This is a genomic window from Nocardia tenerifensis NBRC 101015 (assembly GCF_000308715.1).
GTDB lineage: Bacteria > Actinomycetota > Actinomycetes > Mycobacteriales > Mycobacteriaceae > Nocardia > Nocardia tenerifensis.
The window spans coordinates 1-16,891 of the sequence record NZ_BAGH01000190.1; the positions used below are offsets into that span (position 1 = coordinate 1).

Consider the following 16,891-nt stretch of genomic DNA (forward strand, 5'->3'; position numbering starts at 1 on the left):
ACGCGCGCTCGATCTGCGCGGCCAGTTCGCGCGTGGGCACCAGCACCAACCCGCGCGGCCGCCCCGGCTTCGTCACCCCGCTGGCGAGCCTGGCCAGCATCGGCAACCCGAACGCGAGCGTTTTGCCGGACCCGGTCGGCCCACGGCCGAGCACATCCTTGCCCGCCAGGACATCCGGCACGGTCGCGGCCTGGATGGGGAACGGCGTCTCGATGCCGTCGTTGCGCAGTGCCTGCACGAGCACGGCGGGCAGACCCAAGTCCATGAAGGTCACGGTGGGCGCTACGGCGACGGGAGTCGAGGGGGTCACAGGTGTGGTCGGCCTTTCGTCGGGCAACGCGCTCGAACCGAAACGCGCTGTGCGGGAGTCGCACCGCGCGCCGTGCACGGACGGGCGCGGAAAGGCCAGGCAGCAGGCCAAGAGTTCAGGATACGTGGGCACAGTCGAAGCTGATCAAAGGATCATGCGGAACCGGCGGCGGCATCGTCCGCCAGTCCAAGACTCAGCCCCGGAAGAGCCGCCCGAGCTCGACTAGCCACGGCACCGCCACGGCCATAGTCGGAACGACGAGTATCGCGGCGGAGCCGAGATAGGCGGCGCTCGCCACCCGTACGTCACCGATGCGCCCGGTGAGCCGCTGGATACGGATCAGCGTCGTCGGCCCGCCTGCTGCCAGCGCGCCCTGGGGCGCGGTCGATTTCGAGCAGGCGACGAGCGCGCGGGCCAGCGGCTTGGGCCCGGTGACCTTCACCGCGGAGTCGTCGGCGAGCAACTCGATGAGCAGCTTGACCGAGCCGAGCGCGGCCTTGCTGCGCACGAACCGCGGGAACGCCTCGTGCACCGCGGTGAACGCCTCGAGCACCAGGTCGTGCCTGGCCCGCAGGTGCGAGCGCTCGTGACTGACGATCGCGGTGATCTCCGCGTCGGCGAGGTTGGTCAGCGTGCCCTCGCTGATCACCACGCGCTGCCGCAGGCCCGGCAGGCAGTAGGCGATCGGCTCGGTCGCGGCGAGCACCCGGATATCGGAGGCCCGCCGGCGCGGACCGCTCTGATCGAGCAGATCGACCAGCATCCGATGCCTGGCCCGCCGCCGCCGCGTGTGCACCCCGACCCGCACGATCGCGTAGCACAGCCGCGCGCCGACCAGCAGCGTCAACGCGAACACGAAGACATACGCCAGCCACAGCGGCAGCCCGAGCGCGTCGATCTCGCGGGTGGGCGCGGTGGTCGGCCTGCCGTCGGGGCCGGGCACGAGCAGTTCGGCCGCGATGGCCAGACCCGAACCGAACGCGCTGAGCACGGCGGCGAGCGCGATGGCCTGCCAGAGCACGAGCGCGGCGCGCGGGGTCCGGTATGTCCACGTCGCCCGGCTGAGCAGGGCCGGGGCAGGCCCCGCGAGAAGCAATGCGAGTCCGGCGAATACCGGCGCGGTTGCGTTCATCGACTCAGCTCACTGCGTTGGGGGCAAGGTCGCGAGGAGTCTACTGCTGGGGCGGTGTGTCCTCGTTCGCTTCGAGCTTAGCGAGTGCTTCGCGTAATGCGGCAGCCTCATCCTTTCCGACCTGTTCAACGAAGTGCACCAGCGCGGCGGCGCGGCTGCCTGCGGCGTCGGCCTGCTGCAGCGCGTCCACCATGAGGCTGGCGACCAATTCATCCCGGGTGTGCACCGGCGCGTAGCGATGAGCACGGTCGTCGCGCTGCTGGACCACGAGATTCTTCTTCGCGAGTCGTTGCAGCACCGTCATCACCGTGGTGTACGCGAGCTCGCGGCGTGCGGCCAATGCCTCGTGCACCTGCCGGACTGTCTGCGGTTCATCGGCCGACCACAACTGGTCCATGACCGCTTTCTCGAGTTCACCAAGTCCTGCCATCCCACAATTTTACGGACTCAACGACGCGCATGCGTACTACAGGGTGTCGTAACTATGGAATAGCTGGTGTGTCATTTGTCATACCGGCGCGGATTCGGGCATGACCGGCCCGCCCGCCTTGCCGAGAACGTGCCGCGTGCCGATCGGTACCACCATCGGCCGGCCCGACACCGGATCCGGCAGCACGGAGGCGTCGAGATCGAAGACCTCGCGCAGCAGAGCGACGTCGATGATGTCGGCGGGCGTGCCCTGCGCGACGATTCGCCCGTCGCGCATGACGATCAACTCGTCGCTGTAGCGAATGGCCAGATTCAGGTCGTGCAGCACCATGACGACGGTGCGGCCGAGCTCGGCGTGCAGCCGGTCGACCAGGTCGAGCACGTCCACGGCGTGCGCGAGGTCGAGGTAGGTGGTCGGCTCGTCGAGCAGCAGGATATCGGTGCCCTGCGCGAGCGCCATGGAGATCCACGCGCGCTGGCGTTGCCCGCCGGAGAGTTCGTCGAGCGCGCGGTCGGCCAGGTCGGCGATGCCGGTCTGCGCGAGCGCGGCCATCACCTCGTCCTCGTCGGCCGCCGACCACTGCCGGAACCACGACTGATGCGGATGACGCCCGCGCGCAACGAGATCGGCGACGGTCAGGCCCTCCGGTGCGACCGGCGACTGCGGCAGCATGCCGATCACCCGGGCCACGTCCTTGGTCTTCATCGTCGAAATGGCCTTGCCGTCCAACAACACTCGGCCCTGCTGCGGGCGCAGCAGCCGGCCGAGCGCGCGCAGCAGCGTCGACTTGCCGCAGCCGTTCGGGCCGATCACCGTGGTGATCACGCCGGGCGCGATGTCGAGGGTGAGTTCGTCGATGATCACCCGGTCGCCGTAGGCGAGCCGGACGTCGTCGGCGGCGAGCCTGGTCGGCACCGCGTTGTTCACAGCGTCTGTGGTCATGCCAGCGTCGCCTTCCGATTCATTCGCACGAGCAGGTAGAGCAGGAACGGTCCGCCGAACGCCGCGGTCACGATGCCCACCGGCAGATCGGCCGGAAACACCGAGCGCGACGCGACATCCCCGCCGACCACCAGGATGGCACCGGTGAGCGCCGACCCGATGAGCGGTTCGCCGGGGGTGCGCAGCAGCCGCCGGGCGATCTGCGGCGCCGACAGCGCGACGAAGCTCACCGGGCCCACGGCGGCGGTCGCCACCGAGGCGCCGATCACGGCCGAGCCGATCAGAATCGCCTGCTGCGTCTGGATTTTCACGCCGAGCGCGCGGGTGGTGTCGGCGCCGAGGCGCAACGCGGCCAGCGTGCGGGCCGAGCCGAGCGCGACGACCACGACGACGGCCAACGCCAAAGTCGCGGGCAGCAAACCGGATCGGTCGGCGTTGTTCAGAGATCCGTTGAGCCACAGGTGCGCTCGCTGCGCGTCCTGGAGCGTGGCGCGGGTGAGCAGCCAGCTGACGCCGGCCAGCAGCAGCGCGTTCATGCCGACGCCGATCAGCACCAGGCGCAGACCGGTGACGCCGCGATCGCCGGTAGGGCTGCGGCCCCACGCGAGCAGATAGATCGCCGCCGCCGTGAGCAGCCCGCCCGCCAGCGCGGCCAGCGGCGCGCCGAGGGTTCCGAGCAGTCCGGTCGCGCCGCCGCCCAGCACGACCACGCTGACCGCGCCCAGGCTGGCACCCGAGGTGATGCCGAGCATGTCCGGCGCGGCCAGCGGGTTGTGCAGGATGGACTGGGTGATCGCGCCGGCCAGCCCGAGCGCCGCGCCGACCACCAGCGCGGTGAGCGCCCGCGGCAGCCGGGAGTCCAGCACGATGAACCGCTGTGACCTGGTTCCGCCGCCGGTGAGCACGTCGACCACCCGCCCGAGCGGGATGTGCGACTCGCCGGTGGCGATGTCGAGACAGAACAGCAGCAGCACCAGCGCGGCCAGCGCGGCGACGACCGCCACCATCACCGGCCGCAGCACCACCGACACGGGCCCGATCCGCAGCGCGGGCCGAACGCCCTCGGTCTTCACCCACTCGGTTTTCACCGACGGTGTCACAGGCTCACCAACTTCCGACGCCGGACGAACGCGATGAAGAACGGGGCGCCGATCGCGGCGAGCACCACGCCGACCTGGAGTTCGCCGGGCATGGCCACGACGCGCCCGACGATGTCGGCGATCAGCAGCAGCAGTCCGCCGATCAAGCCGGAGTAGGGGACCAGCCAGCGATAGTCCGGCCCGGTGACGACGCGAGCCAGATGCGGCACGACCAGCCCGAGAAAGGCGATCGGCCCGACCGCCGCCGTCGACGCCCCGGACAGCAGCACGATCGCGGCCAGCCCGAGCGCGCGACTGCGCCCGACGTTCACGCCGAGCCCGCGTGCTACATCGTCGCCGAGGCTGAGCAGGTTCAACCCGGGCGACGCGATCAACGCGAGCAACACCCCGAACGCCAGGAATGGCAGTACCTGCCAGAACACCGAGGCGTCGCGCCCGGCGACCGTGCCGACGACCCAGAAGCGGTAGGTGTCCAGCGCCGCCGGATCGAGCAGCACAACGGCGTTCGTCATCGCCTGCAAAAATGCGGTGACTGCCGCGCCCGCGAGCACCAGGCTCAGCGGGCTCGCCTTGCCGCCGCCGACGGCCGATGCCCCGAACACCACCAGACCCGCGATGAGCGCGCCGGCGAAGGCGAACCAGATGTACTGCTCCGGCGCGGTGAACGCGAACAGGTAGATGCTCAGCGCCGCGAAAAACGCCGCGCCCGAGTTGAGTCCGAGCAGGCCCGCGTCGGCGAGCGGGTTGCGCGTGTAGCCCTGGATCAACGCGCCGGCCAGGCCGAGCGCGACCCCGGTGACCAGCGCCAGCGCCGTGCGGGGGAGTCGAAGCCCGCGGACGATCTCCTCCTCGGTCGACCCGGCTGGGCAGCTGAACGGGCCGCCGGGACAGCTGATCGCGTGGTGCACGGCGTCGTAGACGGTGCCGGGCGAGAGCGCCCGTGTGCCGATCGCGACGCTGGCGAGCGCGGTGAACAGGAGCAGAGCGGTCAATAACAGCAGACCGGATAGGCGGCGTCGCCGTACGTTGCCGAGCGTGGTCACGGTGACGAACTACTCCTGAAATTCGTTGTAGCCGAGTACTGGTTGGTCTGGTAAGCCTAACCTATCTTGCGGTACGCACCGCTACGGCCAATTCTCGAGGAGGTTCCATGCCCGAGCTCATGACCACCTGCCCGCCGCGCCATACGCACCTGGTGTTCGATCGCACGTGTGCCGATTTGCGTGCGCTGCAACCCGAACATCCGCGCGTGTACGCGGTCGCGGCGATGGTCGAGCAGGGCAAGCGCCGATGGTGGCGGCTGGCCGACGGGGCGCGTGAGGGCCGCATCGAACTCATGTATCGCAGGCATGCCGCGGAGATGATCCGCGCCGACGTCGCGGCCGAGGTGGTGGCCACCGCGCTCATCCACGCGGTGGTCGGCCGGGTGACCGCGCTGCTGGTGGCCGAGGGGCGGGCCTGGGATCCCGGCCTGGAGAACCTCTGGATCCACACCGACAACGACGGCGGCATCGACTGGGCGGGCTTGGGCGACACCACGATTCGCGTCCTCGACGGCGACCCGCTCGCCGACGAGCCCGGCGCGGTGAGCCTGCCGTGCGAGGACGCGATGTATGTCTGGCTGGCCCACCGCTGCGAGCCGTCGCTGACGCTGATCCAGTCGAGCATGGCTCGGTGCGCCGGTCTGAGCGCGCGCCGATTCTGGTTGCTGGTAGGCGAATCCATCGCGGGCGCGTCGACCTACGTGCCGGCCCTCGCCGGTACCGACGCGGAGATCGGCACCCGCCGCGGTCAAGGGCTGTTGGCGGCCTTGGAACAGCGCGGATTACCGGTTCGCCGCGCGGCGGTGTTGCTCAGTTAGGTAAGCCTGACCTATAATCATGACCGGCGTTAGGATTGGTCGAGAGTCCCGAGGGCTGCGGTGACCCCCGATCCATTGCCGCGGTGGGCTCCACTTCCCGTAGTGGAGCCCACCGCTTTGTCTTCGACGCCCGGTCGGCAAGTGAGCCAGCGAAAATCGGGTCCCACCCCCTATGCAAAAGTGGACCACATGACAGATCAGGAGAAGCGGGCCGGCGACTGGCTCGCGACGATCACGCCCGAGCAGATGACCAAGGCCAGCGAGGGCACGTTCACCGACCTGATCGGCCTGCGCTACACCGAGGTGAGCCCGGACCGCGTGCGCGGCGAGTGGACCGTGAAGCCGCACCTGTACCAGCCCGCGGGCATCCAGAACGGCGGCGTCTACTGCACCATCATCGAGACGCTCGCCAGCGTCGGCGGCGGGGTCTGGTACGGCGGCAAGGGCACGGTCGTCGGAGTGAACAACAACACCGATTTCCTGCGCGCGATCCGCGACGGCAACCTCTACGGCGAGGCGACCCCCATCCATCGCGGTGGGATGCAGCAGCTCTGGCAGGTGGTGATCACCGACGAGCAGCAGCGGGTGGTCGCGCGCGGACAGGTCCGCCTGCAGAATCTGCCGGCCCGGGGCTGACCTACCGGCGACCGCTCGTCCCGCGCCGCGGGAACGGGCGTGCCAGAATGACCGTCACCCAGCCACCCCGACCCGGTGAGGAGCCCGGATGCGACTGTCGCCGCACGAGCAGGAACGCCTGCTGCTGAGCTACGCGGCCGAGCTGGCCCGGCGCAGGCAGGCGCGCGGGCTCAGGCTCAACCATCCCGAGGCCGTGGCCCTGATCACCGATCACGTACTCGAGGGCGCGCGGGACGGACGCACGGTCGCCGAGCTGATGTCTTCGGGCAGAACGGTTCTCACGCGCGCCGACGTGATGGAGGGCGTGCCGGAGATGATCCACGACGTCCAGGTCGAGGCCACGTTCCCGGACGGCACCAAGCTGGTCACCGTCCACCATCCGATCGGCTAGGAGGCCGCATGACACCGCAGCGTGCGGCCCGCGGACGGGTGTGCGAGGCATGATCCCCGGTGAATACCTCTGCGCGGAGGGCACTGTCGAGCTGAACGCCGGCGCGCACCGGATCGAGCTCGACGTCGTCAACACCGGCGACCGGCCGGTGCAGGTCGGCAGCCACGTGCACTTCCCGCAGTCCAACGCCGCCTTGAGCTTCGACCGCGTCGCCGCGCACGGCTACCGGCTCGACATTCCCGCGGGCACCGCCGTGCGCTTCGAACCCGGTCTGGGACAGCGCGTTTCACTGGTCCCGCTGGGTGGCGCCCGCGAGGTGCACGGCATCAGCCTGACGCCGCCCGGCCGCCTGGACGCGCGGTGACCGAACCCGGGAAAGTTGGAGAGTCGCAATGGAACTGAGCCGGGCGCGTTACGCACAGCTGTTCGGGCCGACCACGGGCGACCGAATTCGCCTGGCGGACACCGATCTGTTCGTCGAGATCACCGAAGACCGCAGCGGCGGACCGGGTCTCGCGGGAGACGAGGCCGTCTTCGGCGGCGGCAAGGTGCTGCGCGAGTCCATGGGACAGTCGCGCGCCACCCGCGCCGACGGCGCGCCGGACACCGTGATCACCGGTGCGGTGATCATCGACCATTGGGGAATCATCAAGGCCGACATCGGCATTCGGGACGGCCGCGTCTGCGCCATCGGCAAGGCGGGCAACCCGGACACCATGAACGGCGTGCACCCCGATCTGGTGGTCGGCCCGTCCACCGAGATCATCTCCGGCAACGGGCGCATCCTCACCGCGGGCGCCATCGACTGCCACGTGCACTTCATCTGCCCGCAACTGATGGACGAGGCGCTCGGCGGCGGCATCACCACCCTGATCGGCGGCGGCACCGGCCCGGCCGAGGGCAGCAAGGCCACCACCGTCACGCCCGGCTCCTGGCACCTGGCGCGCATGTTCGAGGCCACCGACGGCTGGCCGATGAACATCGTGCTGCTCGGCAAGGGCAACACGGTCAGCGCCGACGCCATGTGGGAGCAGTTGCGCGGCGGCGCATCGGGTTTCAAGCTGCACGAGGACTGGGGCTCGACCCCGGCCGCGATCGACGCCTGCCTCACCGTCGCCGACGCGGCGGGCGTTCAGGTGGCGCTGCACTCGGACACGTTGAACGAGGCCGGTTTCGTCGAGGACACCCTCGGCGCCATCGCGGGCCGCGGCATCCACGCCTACCACACCGAGGGCGCGGGCGGCGGCCACGCGCCCGACATCATCACCGTCGCGGCGCATCTCAACGTCCTGCCGAGCTCGACCAACCCGACCCGCCCGCACACCGTCAACACCCTCGACGAGCACCTCGACATGCTCATGGTCTGCCATCACCTGAGCGCGTCCATCCCGGAGGACCTCGCGTTCGCGGAGAGCCGGATCCGCCCGTCCACCATCGCGGCCGAGGACCTGCTGCACGACCTCGGCGCGATCTCGATGATCGGCAGCGACTCGCAGGCCATGGGCCGCATCGGCGAGGTGGTCATGCGCACCTGGCAGACCGCGCACGTGATGAAGCGCCGCCGCGGCGCCCTGCCCGGCGACGGCGCCGCCGACAACGCCAGGGTCCAGCGCTACATCGCGAAATACACCATCTGCCCCGCCGTCGCGCACGGCCTCGACCACGAGATCGGCTCCGTCGAGGTCGGCAAGCTGGCCGACCTGGTGCTGTGGGAGCCCGCCTTCTTCGGCGTCCGCCCGCACGCGGTGCTCAAGGGCGGCGCGATCGCCTGGGCCGCGATGGGCGACGCCAACGCGTCCATCCCGACGCCGCAGCCCGTCCTGCCGCGGCCCATGTTCGGCGCGGCCCCGCTCGTCGCGGCCGCCACCTCCCTGCACTTCGTGTCCGAGCAGGCCATCGACGACGGGCTCGCCGACCGGTTGCGCGTCAATCGAAAACTGGTGCCGGTCAAGAACGTTCGCGACCGTAAGAAGACCGACATGCCGCACAACGACGCCATGCCGCGCATCGAGGTCGACCCGGACACGTTCACCGTCCGCGTAGACGGCGAGGTCTGGACCGAACAGCCCGCCGCCGAACTGCCTATGGCGCAACGCTATTTCCTGTTCTGAGTGGCCCTCTCGCGCTCAGTCGCCGAGCCCCTCGGTCAGCCGCCCGCCGTGCAGCCGGTGGTGCCGGAAGGCGAGGCGGACGATGTCGGCGATGCCGGGGTCGGCGATCGTGTAGACATTGCGCCTGCCCTCCTTGCGCATATGGACCAGTCCGGCCAGCTTGAGTTTGGCGAGGTGCTGGCTGACCGCGGGCACGGTCTGGCCGATGTCGACGGCCAGCGTGCCGACGTCGCGCTCGCCCTGGCTCAGCAGCCAGAGGATCTGCAGCCGGGCGGTGGCCGCGAGCATGCCGAAAACCGCTGCCGCGTCTTGTAGTCGATCCGCCGGGAGAGGGCCCGGCTCGCCGTCGTCGGTCACGTCCGCCTCCAACCTGTCGGTAGCGTGGCACGCGGGCGAATACTTGCGCAACTGATTGACGAACGTGCGGCGGCGGGGTTGTAATAATGGGTGCGCAATTCTGCGTAGTGAGCAACCAACGAAGCGGGGTGAGCGGCTGATGCCGGTTGACAGTATCGACGGTTCCGGCCGGACCGCCGCCTCGAAACGGGTTGTGCCGGTTCGTCGTTGATCTGCCCGTGCGATGGTGGCCGACCCGAGCGGCCGATCGCTTGACGCGGCACCCATTTCGACATTGTTCGACCTGTAGGGCCGGCGCATACGGCGTCGACCCGAGTGGTCGGCGCGATCAGACGCTACGAAACATTGGAGTTCCGCCATGGCGATCATGTTCAAGAGGGCCGAAACACCGCATCGCGCACCGAATCTGGAGCGCCAGTCGATCTGGTTCACGATCGGCCTGTACCTGCTGATCAGCGCGGGGCTGCTGACCATGCACTACGCCCACCCGCAGAGCCCGGTCGGCTCGTCGTCCGTCTCGCCCGCGCACTCGTCCTACGGCCGGTAGCGATGGGCGCCCGCAGCAGCACGGTGGCCGCCGACCGGTTCGACACCGAAGTCCTGCAACAACATTGGATCCCGTTGGCGGCCGCCGACGCCGACACCGCCGCCGTGCTGCGCGAACGGCTCGGCGTCGACTTCGCCGCCGCGCGCAACCGGGTCTGGGAGACCGACGACTTCCTCTACCTGCCGGTCGTCGCCAACTACAAGCGCGGCGACGCCATCGAACGCGAGACCATCGTCTTCGCGCTGGGCGCCGAGTTCCTGGTCACGCTGCAGCCGGCCGAGCACTTCGTCCCGTTCGACAAGGCGATCGCGAAGATGCGCCGCAATCCCGCCCTCACCGGCTCCGCGCACGGCGTGATGTACGCGCTGCTGTGGGCGCTGAACGAGGCGTCCGAGCGGGTGATCTACTACGCCAGCGACGCGCTGGAGGCGATGAACGACGAGATCGAGATGGCCACCAACGGCTACGACCAGCGCGGCCGCGAGATCGGCGTCGCCGACATGCGCGGCACCATGTCGCGGATGAACGCGGCCGAGGAGATCGTCTCGCGCACCCAGGAGACCCAGCTCCAATTGGCCCGCGCCGCAAGGCATCTGATGGCCGACAGCACCGTGCACAGCGCCGAGCTCGACAGCCTGCTCACCATCCTCATCGCCGACATCGACGGGGTGAAGCAGCACGCGGGCTTCGAGCACGACAAGGTCCGTTACCTGCAGCAGTCGGTGATGACCTGGTTGGACGTCAAACAGAATCAGATCGTCAAGGTGTTCACCATCATCACCGCGGTCTTCCTGCCGCCCACCCTGATCGCCACCTTCTACGGCATGAACTTCACCTGGATGCCGGAGCTGGAGTGGCAGCACGGTTTCGTCGCCACCACGCTGATGACCCTGGTGGCCGCGGTGATCCCGCTCGTGTACATCAAGCGAAAGGGCTGGCTGCGCTGACGTCTCGTGCCGATCATGCTCACGGTAAACCGGTCCATCTCGCGTTCGAGCCCGAGTGAATCTCCTACTGGTCGAAAACGATTCGCACCCGCGATGACTCCGGCAGAGTCTGACACGCCAGGGTGAGCCCGAGCGCGATCTCCTCGTCGAGGAGCGCCTCGTTCTGCCGCATCCGGGTGCGGCCCTGCCGCACCGAGCACACGCAGGTGCCGCAGGCGGACTCCCGGCAGACGTAGGGCGCGTCGATGCCGTTGTCCAGCAACACATCCAGCAGGGGCATGCGCCTCGGCCAGTCCAGCACATGGGTCCGGCCGTCGATCTCGACCTCGGCGACGGTGGCGTCGCCGAGCGGCTCGGCCTCGACGCGCTCCGGCTCGTCGAACGGATTCGACCGCAGCGAACGGTACTCCTCGCGGTGCAGACGAGCGGCCGGAACCCGCAGTGCCGCGGCCGCCTCACCGACCACGGCCAGGAAACCGGAAGGGCCGCACAGGAACCAGTCCCGACCCGAGTACGGTCGCAGCAGCTGCGTGACGGCCTGCGTGGTCGCGAGTCCGCGTTCCGCGTCGAGCCAGTGCAGCACCCGCAACCGGTCGGGGTAGCGGCGCGTCCACTCCGCGAGCGGATCCGCGAAGATCACCGACTCGCGGTCCCGATTCGCATACAGCACAACGGCATTGCCGCGACCGCCTGCCATCATGGACTTCACGATCGAGAGGATAGGCGTGATGCCGCTGCCCGCCGCGCACAGCACCACGTCGGCGTCCAGCCCGCGCGGCCCGAACGAACCGGACGGCTCGAGCACCGTGATCAGATCACCGACCGCGACGGTGTCACAGAGCAGGTTCGAGGCATACCCGCCCGCGATGCGCTTGACCGTCACCGCAATTCGGTCATCGCAGTGCGGGCTGCTGCACAACGAGTAGCACCTGGCGACCGATCCGGTCCGCGCGCTCGGCACGCGCACGGTGAGGAACTGGCCGGGCCGGTAGCGGAACCGCGCGCTCAGCTCGTCGGGCACCTCGAACACGAGGGTGCGGGCCTCGGCGGTCTCCTCGATCACCGCACCGACCTTCAGCACATGAACGCGCACGCCGTTGTCCGCGTTCATCGCCCTACCTCGACACCTCGATCGGTGCTGAAATAGCTTGCGCCCCTGCGGGCTCCGACGATGTCGGGTCGATCAAGCGGAGCACCCGCCGCCCGACCCGCTCGATCCGCTCGACGTCCAGCGGCTGGGCGATCCGCCGATTCACGCCCGGCGCGATCCGTAACAGGAAGTACCCCAACCACGCCTCGGCCCGCACCGGGACCACGGCGAGGTCGTACCGTACGGCGCGCTGCGCCGCCCGCGCCACCAGGTCCGGACTCAGTGGCGAGAACGGCAGTTTCGCGGCGGCGTCCTGCACCCGCCGGGTCAGTTCCTTGCCCCGCGCGACCAACTCCTCGTCGACGCCGACGGTGACCGCGTGCTCGCCGATATTGGTGTTGATCACGCCGGGGCAGATCGCGCTGACCCCGATTCCCTTGGGCCCGAACTCGAGTCGCAGACACTCGGTCAGCATCTTCACCCCGGCCTTGGACACCGAGTACGCCGACATCACCGGCGTCGGCGTGAACGCGGCCGCCGACGCGATATTGACGATGTGGCCACGCTTACCGTTGTCGATCATCTGCTGCCCGAACACCCGGCAGCCGTGCACGACGCCGAGCAGGTTCACGCTCAGCTGGCGATCCCAGTCGGCGGGCGTCAGGTCCACGAACGCGCCGCTGACCAGCATCCCGGCATTGTTGACCAGCACATCCGGCACCCCGTGATCGGCGAGCACGTCGCGGGCGAAGGCCTCCCACGCACTCGGATCGGTGACGTCGAGCCGGGCCGCGCAGGCGCGCCGCCCGCGCGCGTGGATCATCGCCTCGGTCGCCGCGGCCGAGTCCCTATTCAGGTCGGAGACCACCACGTGCGCGCCCGCCGCGGCGAATCGGAGCGCGATGGCCCGGCCGATGCCGCTGCCCGCGCCGGTCACCACCACCAGCTCGGGGTGGATGTTGGTGCGTTTCATACCGATTCTTCCAGGGTCGCGCCGATCCGCGCCGTGCGCACCGGCCTGCGGTAGTGGTAGTCGTCGAGATCGAAATGCCGGTTCTGCCAGTACATCTCGCCGTGCGTGGAGGGGCGGAACGGCGAGTCGCCGTGGCTGTTGATGTAGTAGGTGTTCGAGCCGTCGCAGACGGAGGTGAACAGGAAGTTCTTCTCCTGGCGGCGCAGGCATTCGGCGAAGTACTCCTCGTGCGCGCGCCTGCTGACCTCACACTCGGTCGCACCACGCCGCTTGGTCTCGGCGATGGCGCGGCTCAGGTGGGCGGCTGTCGCCTCGATCATCCAGATGTAGGAGCCGAGCACGAAGCCGTAGGGCCCGGTGATGGTGAACATGTTCGGGAAGCCGGGCACCGAGACGCCGTGGTAAGCCTGGAATCTGTTGCGGTCCCAGAACTCGCCGAGGTCGAGCCCGTCGCGGCCGGTCACCGGGAACGGCGGGACCGAGTCCTTCTCCCACAGTTTGAAGCCCGTCGCACAAATCAGCACGTCCACCGGGTGCCGCATCCCGTCCTCGGTGGTGACGCCGTGCTCGCCGATGAACCCGATCGGCTCGGTGACCAGGCTGACATCCGGCCGGTTGAACGTCGACAGGTAGTCGTTCGACATGGACGGCCGCTTGCAGCCGAGCCCGTAGGCGGGAATCAGCTTCTCCCGCAGGACCGGATCGTGCACCTGCGACCGCATCCACCGCCGCGCCGGAATCTCGGCGAGCCGGCGACCCGCGTCGGAGAGCCAGGTCGGGCCGGCGACCAGGCCGCCCATGCCGATCTCGGTGGCGAGCGTGCCGAGCATGCGAAGAGCGGAGCGAGCCCACGTCCGTTCGAGCACCGCGCGGCCGAAGGGCCCAACCGCCGCATCGGTTTTCGGGAACACCCAGATCGGCGTCCGCTGGAAGACGCTCAGGTGCGCCACCTCGTCGACGATGGCGGGCACGAGCTGCAGGGCGGTCGCGCCGGTGCCGATCACCGCCACCCGCTTGCCCGTCAGCGCGACATCGTCGTCCCACAGCGCCGTGTGCATCAGGGTGCCGCCGAAGTCGTGCAGGCCCGGGATGTCGGGCATCTTCGGCCGTTCCAGCCCGCCGATCGCCATCACGACGTAGCGCGCGGTGAGCGTGCGGCCGCCGTCGGTGCCGAGCAGCCACACGCTGTCCTCCGCGTCGAAGACGGCCGAGACGATCGTGGTGTTCAACCGCAGCTTCCGGCGAAGACCGTACTTGTCGACCATGCTCTCGGCGTAGTCGCGCAACTCGGTGCCGGGTGCGAAGATTCGCGACCAGTCCCCCCGCTGTTCGTAGGAGAAGCTGTAGATGAACGACGGGATGTCCACGGCCACACCGGGGTAGGTGTTGGCATGCCAGGTCCCGCCGACCCGGTCCCACTTGTCCACGATGACGAAGTCGTGAATGCCCTTGCGCTGCAAAGCGATAGAAGCTCCGATGCCGCCGAACCCGGCCCCGACCACGATCACTTCGAAGTCGGGTGACACCCCGCTCATCGGACACGATCCACGAGCGCGCCTTCGGCGCCGAACAACTCGGTCTGCCACCGCCGCAGCAGCGCACCGGTGTCCACGTCGTCCGGGTGGAACCCCGGTCTCAGATACACCTGGATCTCGCCGAGCAGGCCGCGCACGATGGGCCCGCGAACCAGCCGATACGACTGCCTGGCCACCGTAACCGGTTGCCAGGCAGCGGGATCGGCGAGAATCGAGACGAGCACGCCCAGCCCGACCACCGGAATCGTGAACGCGTACAGCGCCGACATGACTGCGATCCGCAGCCACTCCGGCCCGCCGACCGAGCGATAGACGTCGAACGCCACCGACTTGTGCTCCAGCTCCTCGAGCGCGTGCCAGTTCAGCAGGTTACGCACTTCGGGATCGCCCGCCAGCTCCTGGATTTCGGCGCTCGAAAGCACCCGCGCCGCCAGCACCGCGGTGTAGTGCTCGGCGGCGGCCGTGACGGCTAGGTGAGCGGCCGGCGGCGCCAGCCGCTCGGCCCGCTGAATGAGGCTGTGCTGCCTGCTCAGCACCCGTGGCAGCGGGTAGCCGAGCGCGAACAGCTGCTCGTTCAACTCTCCGTGCTGCTGGCCGTGCACTGCCTCCTGGCCGATGAACGCCGCGACGCGTTTCTTCAGCACCGGGTCGGTGATTCGATCGGCGAAGCGGCGCACCGACCGGATGAACGACTCCTCGCCGGGCGGGAAGACCGCCGAGAGCAGCGCGACGAGGTGACTGAGCACGATGTCGTCGCCCGCGTAGTACTTGGTCATCGGTTCCGGTTGGCCGAAGCGGAATTTCATCCGGCGCACCCTCGGGTAGCCGGTGTTCTGCACGCTGGAGGACATGTGAATCTCCGTTGATTCCAGGGGTTTTCGAGAGGGGGAGTGGCTACGTCAAGTGATCGACGAGGGCGCCTTCGGCGCCGAAGAGCTCTTTCTGCCAGCGCGCCAGCAACTCTCGCGAGTCGATGTCGTCGGGGTGGAAGCCGGGCCGCAGGTACAGCACCAGTTCGCGCCCGATGCCGCGGAAGACGGGACCGCGGAACAGGGTCACGGCCTCTCGCGCCAGGCTGAGCGGGTATCGACGCGCGTCGGGATCGCGGCCGATCGACACACCCAGGCCGACGGCGGTGAGCGGGAGGGTGAGCGCGACCAGAATGGCCATGGTGAGAATGCGCATCGTCTCCGTGCCGCCGACCGCGCGATACACGTCGAAGGCCACCGACTTGTGCTCGAGCTCCTCGAAGGCGTGCCAGTTCAACAGGTTTCGGACTTCCTCGTCGCCGGCCAGCGCCTGGATCTCGGGGCTGGACAGCACGCGCTCGGCGAGCACCGCCGTATAGTGCTCGGCGGCCGCGGTGGCCGCGAGGTGCAGCCGCGCGGGGATGCGCTGCTCGAAACGCTTCTGCCGTTCGATGACCGCGGGCGCGTCCAACCACTCGATGGCGTAACCCATGTCGATCAGTTTCTCGTTGAGCCGCCGGTGCTCCCGGCCGTGCATCGCCTCCTGGCCGATGAACCCGGCGACCCGCTTCTTGAGCACCGGATCGGTGATCTGATCGGCGAAGCGGCGCACCGAGCGGATGAACGACTCCTCGCCGGGCGGGAAGCTCGCGGACAACCCGGCGATGAAGTGGCTGAACACCATGTCGCCGCCCGCGTAGTACTTGGACATGGGCGCCGGCTCGCCGAAGCGGAATCTGATTCGCCTCGCCCTCGGATATGCGCTGCCCGTGCGTTCCCTCGTTCGCACCCTCTGCTCGGTCATCTCGCACCTCGTTGAGCTCGGTACCGTCAGTATGCGGTACTACTAGTACGATACCGTCTCAGACGGATACGGCAAGGGGCGATTGATTCGTAGCTGGTAGACGGAATTTAGCCGCTGGCAAGCGGAAAATCTGTCTGGTATTGATGGCGAAAAGCCTCGTTCTCGCCTGCCGGAGGTGCGGGCTTGTGCGACAAAGCGCGCACGTCGTGACAATATGTTTGCTCAAATGTTGCGGAGTCTCGACGGCCGGGCTAGGTTCGTCGGGAGTGGATAGTCGTAAGTGCCCAGCCTGTTGAGTAATACCGGGAGCATCCATGCGGAACCGACTTGTAGCTGCGATATTGCCTGTCCCGGGTCGTGCGTGACATGGCCCCGATGATCACGCCGGGCGAGGACCTGCTGGCCACGAACGAGTTCCTCCGCGACGGCGTCCGAGTGGGCGTGGTGATCGGCCGACCCCAGCCGTACCCCGGCGGATCTGGCTGGCGCTGCCGCGTGCGCGTCGAGTGCGGCGCCACCCGCCTGGAGCAGTCCCAGGTCGTCGCGCCGACCGCGCAGGAGGTGCTGCGCCTGGCCCTCGAGCTGGTCACCACCCGGCTCGGCATGACCGAGGCCGAGTTCTTCGAGGGCGCGACCATGAGCCCCGCCGCCTGACGCACACCCGAACGGCGCTCGGCTATTCGGTTGCGCCTCTGGTGAACACGGTGCGCCCCGGCCCGAGTGCGGGCATCCTTGGAGGGTTGGTGCAAACGCGTA

Annotated in this window: 20 protein-coding genes; 8 read left to right on the forward strand and 12 right to left on the reverse strand. The window is 68.8% G+C overall.

Annotated elements, in window-relative coordinates:
* The 6 genes from ON39_RS15555 to ON39_RS15580 form a co-directional block, all read right to left on the reverse strand.
* On the reverse strand, nt 1-265 hold a 265-nt coding region (locus ON39_RS15555; protein WP_157195477.1), incomplete at its 3' end, for a DEAD/DEAH box helicase.
* Nucleotides 266-503: 238 nt separating this feature from the next.
* A complete protein-coding gene (locus ON39_RS15560) occupies nt 504-1,442 on the reverse strand; it encodes a M56 family metallopeptidase (RefSeq protein WP_040734778.1) in 939 nt (312 codons plus the stop codon).
* Nucleotides 1,443-1,482: 40 nt separating this feature from the next.
* Complete coding sequence (locus ON39_RS15565) at nt 1,483-1,872, reverse strand: BlaI/MecI/CopY family transcriptional regulator (protein ID WP_040734779.1); 390 nt, start codon at nt 1,870-1,872, stop codon at nt 1,483-1,485.
* A 78-nt stretch (nt 1,873-1,950) separates the two neighbouring features.
* Entirely contained in the window at nt 1,951-2,814 is an 864-nt protein-coding gene (locus tag ON39_RS15570; protein WP_040734780.1) for an ABC transporter ATP-binding protein, read from the reverse strand.
* Complete coding sequence (locus ON39_RS15575; RefSeq protein WP_051186663.1) at nt 2,811-3,914, reverse strand: FecCD family ABC transporter permease; 1,104 nt, start codon at nt 3,912-3,914, stop codon at nt 2,811-2,813. Before ON39_RS15575 ends, ON39_RS15570 begins: the two co-directional genes overlap by 4 nt.
* On the reverse strand, nt 3,911-4,957 hold the full coding sequence (locus ON39_RS15580) for a FecCD family ABC transporter permease (RefSeq protein WP_040734781.1): 1,047 nt from the start codon (nt 4,955-4,957) through the stop codon (nt 3,911-3,913). Before ON39_RS15580 ends, ON39_RS15575 begins: the two co-directional genes overlap by 4 nt.
* A gap of 107 nt (nt 4,958-5,064) precedes the next feature.
* On the opposite strand from ON39_RS15580, the gene ON39_RS15585 reads away from it, so the two are divergent.
* From ON39_RS15585 to ON39_RS15605, 5 genes are all read left to right on the forward strand, one after another.
* Nucleotides 5,065-5,775, forward strand: coding sequence for a hypothetical protein (locus ON39_RS15585; protein ID WP_040734782.1), 711 nt, complete (start codon nt 5,065-5,067; stop codon nt 5,773-5,775).
* Nucleotides 5,776-6,021: 246 nt separating this feature from the next.
* Nucleotides 6,022-6,411 carry a PaaI family thioesterase gene (locus ON39_RS15590; protein ID WP_051186685.1) on the forward strand — a complete coding sequence of 130 codons (390 nt, stop codon included), beginning with the start codon at nt 6,022-6,024 and terminating at the stop codon, nt 6,409-6,411.
* Nucleotides 6,412-6,499: 88 nt separating this feature from the next.
* Entirely contained in the window at nt 6,500-6,802 is a 303-nt protein-coding gene (locus ON39_RS15595) for an urease subunit gamma (protein WP_040734784.1), read from the forward strand.
* A 49-nt stretch (nt 6,803-6,851) separates the two neighbouring features.
* Nucleotides 6,852-7,166 (forward strand): urease subunit beta, encoded by a 315-nt coding sequence (locus ON39_RS15600; protein ID WP_040734785.1) that lies wholly within the window; start codon nt 6,852-6,854, stop codon nt 7,164-7,166.
* Between the two features lie 28 nt (nt 7,167-7,194).
* A complete protein-coding gene (locus ON39_RS15605) occupies nt 7,195-8,913 on the forward strand; it encodes an urease subunit alpha (protein ID WP_040734786.1) in 1,719 nt (572 codons plus the stop codon).
* Between the two features lie 15 nt (nt 8,914-8,928).
* Here the strand turns inward: ON39_RS15605 and ON39_RS15610 are convergent, their stop codons facing one another.
* The gene (locus tag ON39_RS15610) at nt 8,929-9,270 is read right to left on the reverse strand and encodes an ArsR/SmtB family transcription factor (RefSeq protein WP_246002603.1); all 342 of its coding nucleotides are present in this window, start codon (nt 9,268-9,270) and stop codon (nt 8,929-8,931) included.
* Nucleotides 9,271-9,628: 358 nt separating this feature from the next.
* On the opposite strand from ON39_RS15610, the gene ON39_RS15615 reads away from it, so the two are divergent.
* Together ON39_RS15615 and ON39_RS46765 are read left to right on the forward strand one after the other, a co-directional pair.
* Nucleotides 9,629-9,817, forward strand: a complete 189-nt coding sequence (locus ON39_RS15615; RefSeq protein WP_040734787.1) for a hypothetical protein — start codon at nt 9,629-9,631, stop codon at nt 9,815-9,817.
* Between the two features lie 2 nt (nt 9,818-9,819).
* Nucleotides 9,820-10,764, forward strand: coding sequence for a CorA family divalent cation transporter (locus ON39_RS46765; RefSeq protein WP_063713350.1), 945 nt, complete (start codon nt 9,820-9,822; stop codon nt 10,762-10,764).
* Between the two features lie 64 nt (nt 10,765-10,828).
* Here ON39_RS46765 and ON39_RS15625 read toward each other — a convergent pair whose 3' ends face one another.
* Genes ON39_RS15625 through ON39_RS15645 form a run of 5 tightly spaced genes read right to left on the reverse strand, consistent with a single transcriptional unit; the run spans nt 10,829 to nt 16,135 of the window.
* Nucleotides 10,829-11,875 carry a ferredoxin--NADP reductase gene (locus ON39_RS15625; RefSeq protein ID WP_040734788.1) on the reverse strand — a complete coding sequence of 349 codons (1,047 nt, stop codon included), beginning with the start codon at nt 11,873-11,875 and terminating at the stop codon, nt 10,829-10,831.
* A 4-nt stretch (nt 11,876-11,879) separates the two neighbouring features.
* Nucleotides 11,880-12,827 carry an SDR family NAD(P)-dependent oxidoreductase gene (locus ON39_RS15630; protein WP_040734789.1) on the reverse strand — a complete coding sequence of 316 codons (948 nt, stop codon included), beginning with the start codon at nt 12,825-12,827 and terminating at the stop codon, nt 11,880-11,882.
* Entirely contained in the window at nt 12,824-14,362 is a 1,539-nt protein-coding gene (locus tag ON39_RS15635; protein ID WP_040734790.1) for a flavin-containing monooxygenase, read from the reverse strand. Before ON39_RS15635 ends, ON39_RS15630 begins: the two co-directional genes overlap by 4 nt.
* On the reverse strand, nt 14,359-15,213 hold the full coding sequence (locus tag ON39_RS15640; RefSeq protein ID WP_040734791.1) for a metal-dependent hydrolase: 855 nt from the start codon (nt 15,211-15,213) through the stop codon (nt 14,359-14,361). Before ON39_RS15640 ends, ON39_RS15635 begins: the two co-directional genes overlap by 4 nt.
* Nucleotides 15,214-15,256: 43 nt before the next feature.
* Complete coding sequence (locus ON39_RS15645) at nt 15,257-16,135, reverse strand: metal-dependent hydrolase (protein WP_051186665.1); 879 nt, start codon at nt 16,133-16,135, stop codon at nt 15,257-15,259.
* A 366-nt stretch (nt 16,136-16,501) separates the two neighbouring features.
* Between ON39_RS15645 and ON39_RS15650 the strand changes: the two genes are divergently transcribed.
* Nucleotides 16,502-16,789 carry a hypothetical protein gene (locus ON39_RS15650; protein ID WP_085998194.1) on the forward strand — a complete coding sequence of 96 codons (288 nt, stop codon included), beginning with the start codon at nt 16,502-16,504 and terminating at the stop codon, nt 16,787-16,789.
* Nucleotides 16,790-16,891: the final 102 nt, after the last annotated feature.

Bases quoted from the DNA above. Each gene is read 5' to 3' on its own strand.
- ON39_RS15560 (WP_040734778.1), bottom strand. From the start codon at position 1,442: ATGAACGCAACCGCGCCGGTATTCGCCGGACTCGCATTGCTTCTCGCG.
- ON39_RS15565 (WP_040734779.1), bottom strand. From the start codon at position 1,872: ATGGCAGGACTTGGTGAACTCGAGAAAGCGGTCATGGACCAGTTGTGG.
- ON39_RS15570 (WP_040734780.1), bottom strand. From the start codon at position 2,814: ATGACCACAGACGCTGTGAACAACGCGGTGCCGACCAGGCTCGCCGCC.
- ON39_RS15585 (WP_040734782.1), top strand. From the start codon at position 5,065: ATGCCCGAGCTCATGACCACCTGCCCGCCGCGCCATACGCACCTGGTG.
- ON39_RS15590 (WP_051186685.1), top strand. From the start codon at position 6,022: ATGACCAAGGCCAGCGAGGGCACGTTCACCGACCTGATCGGCCTGCGC.
- ON39_RS15595 (WP_040734784.1), top strand. From the start codon at position 6,500: ATGCGACTGTCGCCGCACGAGCAGGAACGCCTGCTGCTGAGCTACGCG.
- ON39_RS15600 (WP_040734785.1), top strand. From the start codon at position 6,852: ATGATCCCCGGTGAATACCTCTGCGCGGAGGGCACTGTCGAGCTGAAC.
- ON39_RS15605 (WP_040734786.1), top strand. From the start codon at position 7,195: ATGGAACTGAGCCGGGCGCGTTACGCACAGCTGTTCGGGCCGACCACG.
- ON39_RS15615 (WP_040734787.1), top strand. From the start codon at position 9,629: ATGGCGATCATGTTCAAGAGGGCCGAAACACCGCATCGCGCACCGAAT.
- ON39_RS46765 (WP_063713350.1), top strand. From the start codon at position 9,820: ATGGGCGCCCGCAGCAGCACGGTGGCCGCCGACCGGTTCGACACCGAA.
- ON39_RS15625 (WP_040734788.1), bottom strand. From the start codon at position 11,875: ATGAACGCGGACAACGGCGTGCGCGTTCATGTGCTGAAGGTCGGTGCG.
- ON39_RS15630 (WP_040734789.1), bottom strand. From the start codon at position 12,827: ATGAAACGCACCAACATCCACCCCGAGCTGGTGGTGGTGACCGGCGCG.
- ON39_RS15635 (WP_040734790.1), bottom strand. From the start codon at position 14,362: ATGAGCGGGGTGTCACCCGACTTCGAAGTGATCGTGGTCGGGGCCGGG.
- ON39_RS15640 (WP_040734791.1), bottom strand. From the start codon at position 15,213: ATGTCCTCCAGCGTGCAGAACACCGGCTACCCGAGGGTGCGCCGGATG.
- ON39_RS15645 (WP_051186665.1), bottom strand. From the start codon at position 16,135: ATGACCGAGCAGAGGGTGCGAACGAGGGAACGCACGGGCAGCGCATAT.
- ON39_RS15650 (WP_085998194.1), top strand. From the start codon at position 16,502: ATGGCCCCGATGATCACGCCGGGCGAGGACCTGCTGGCCACGAACGAG.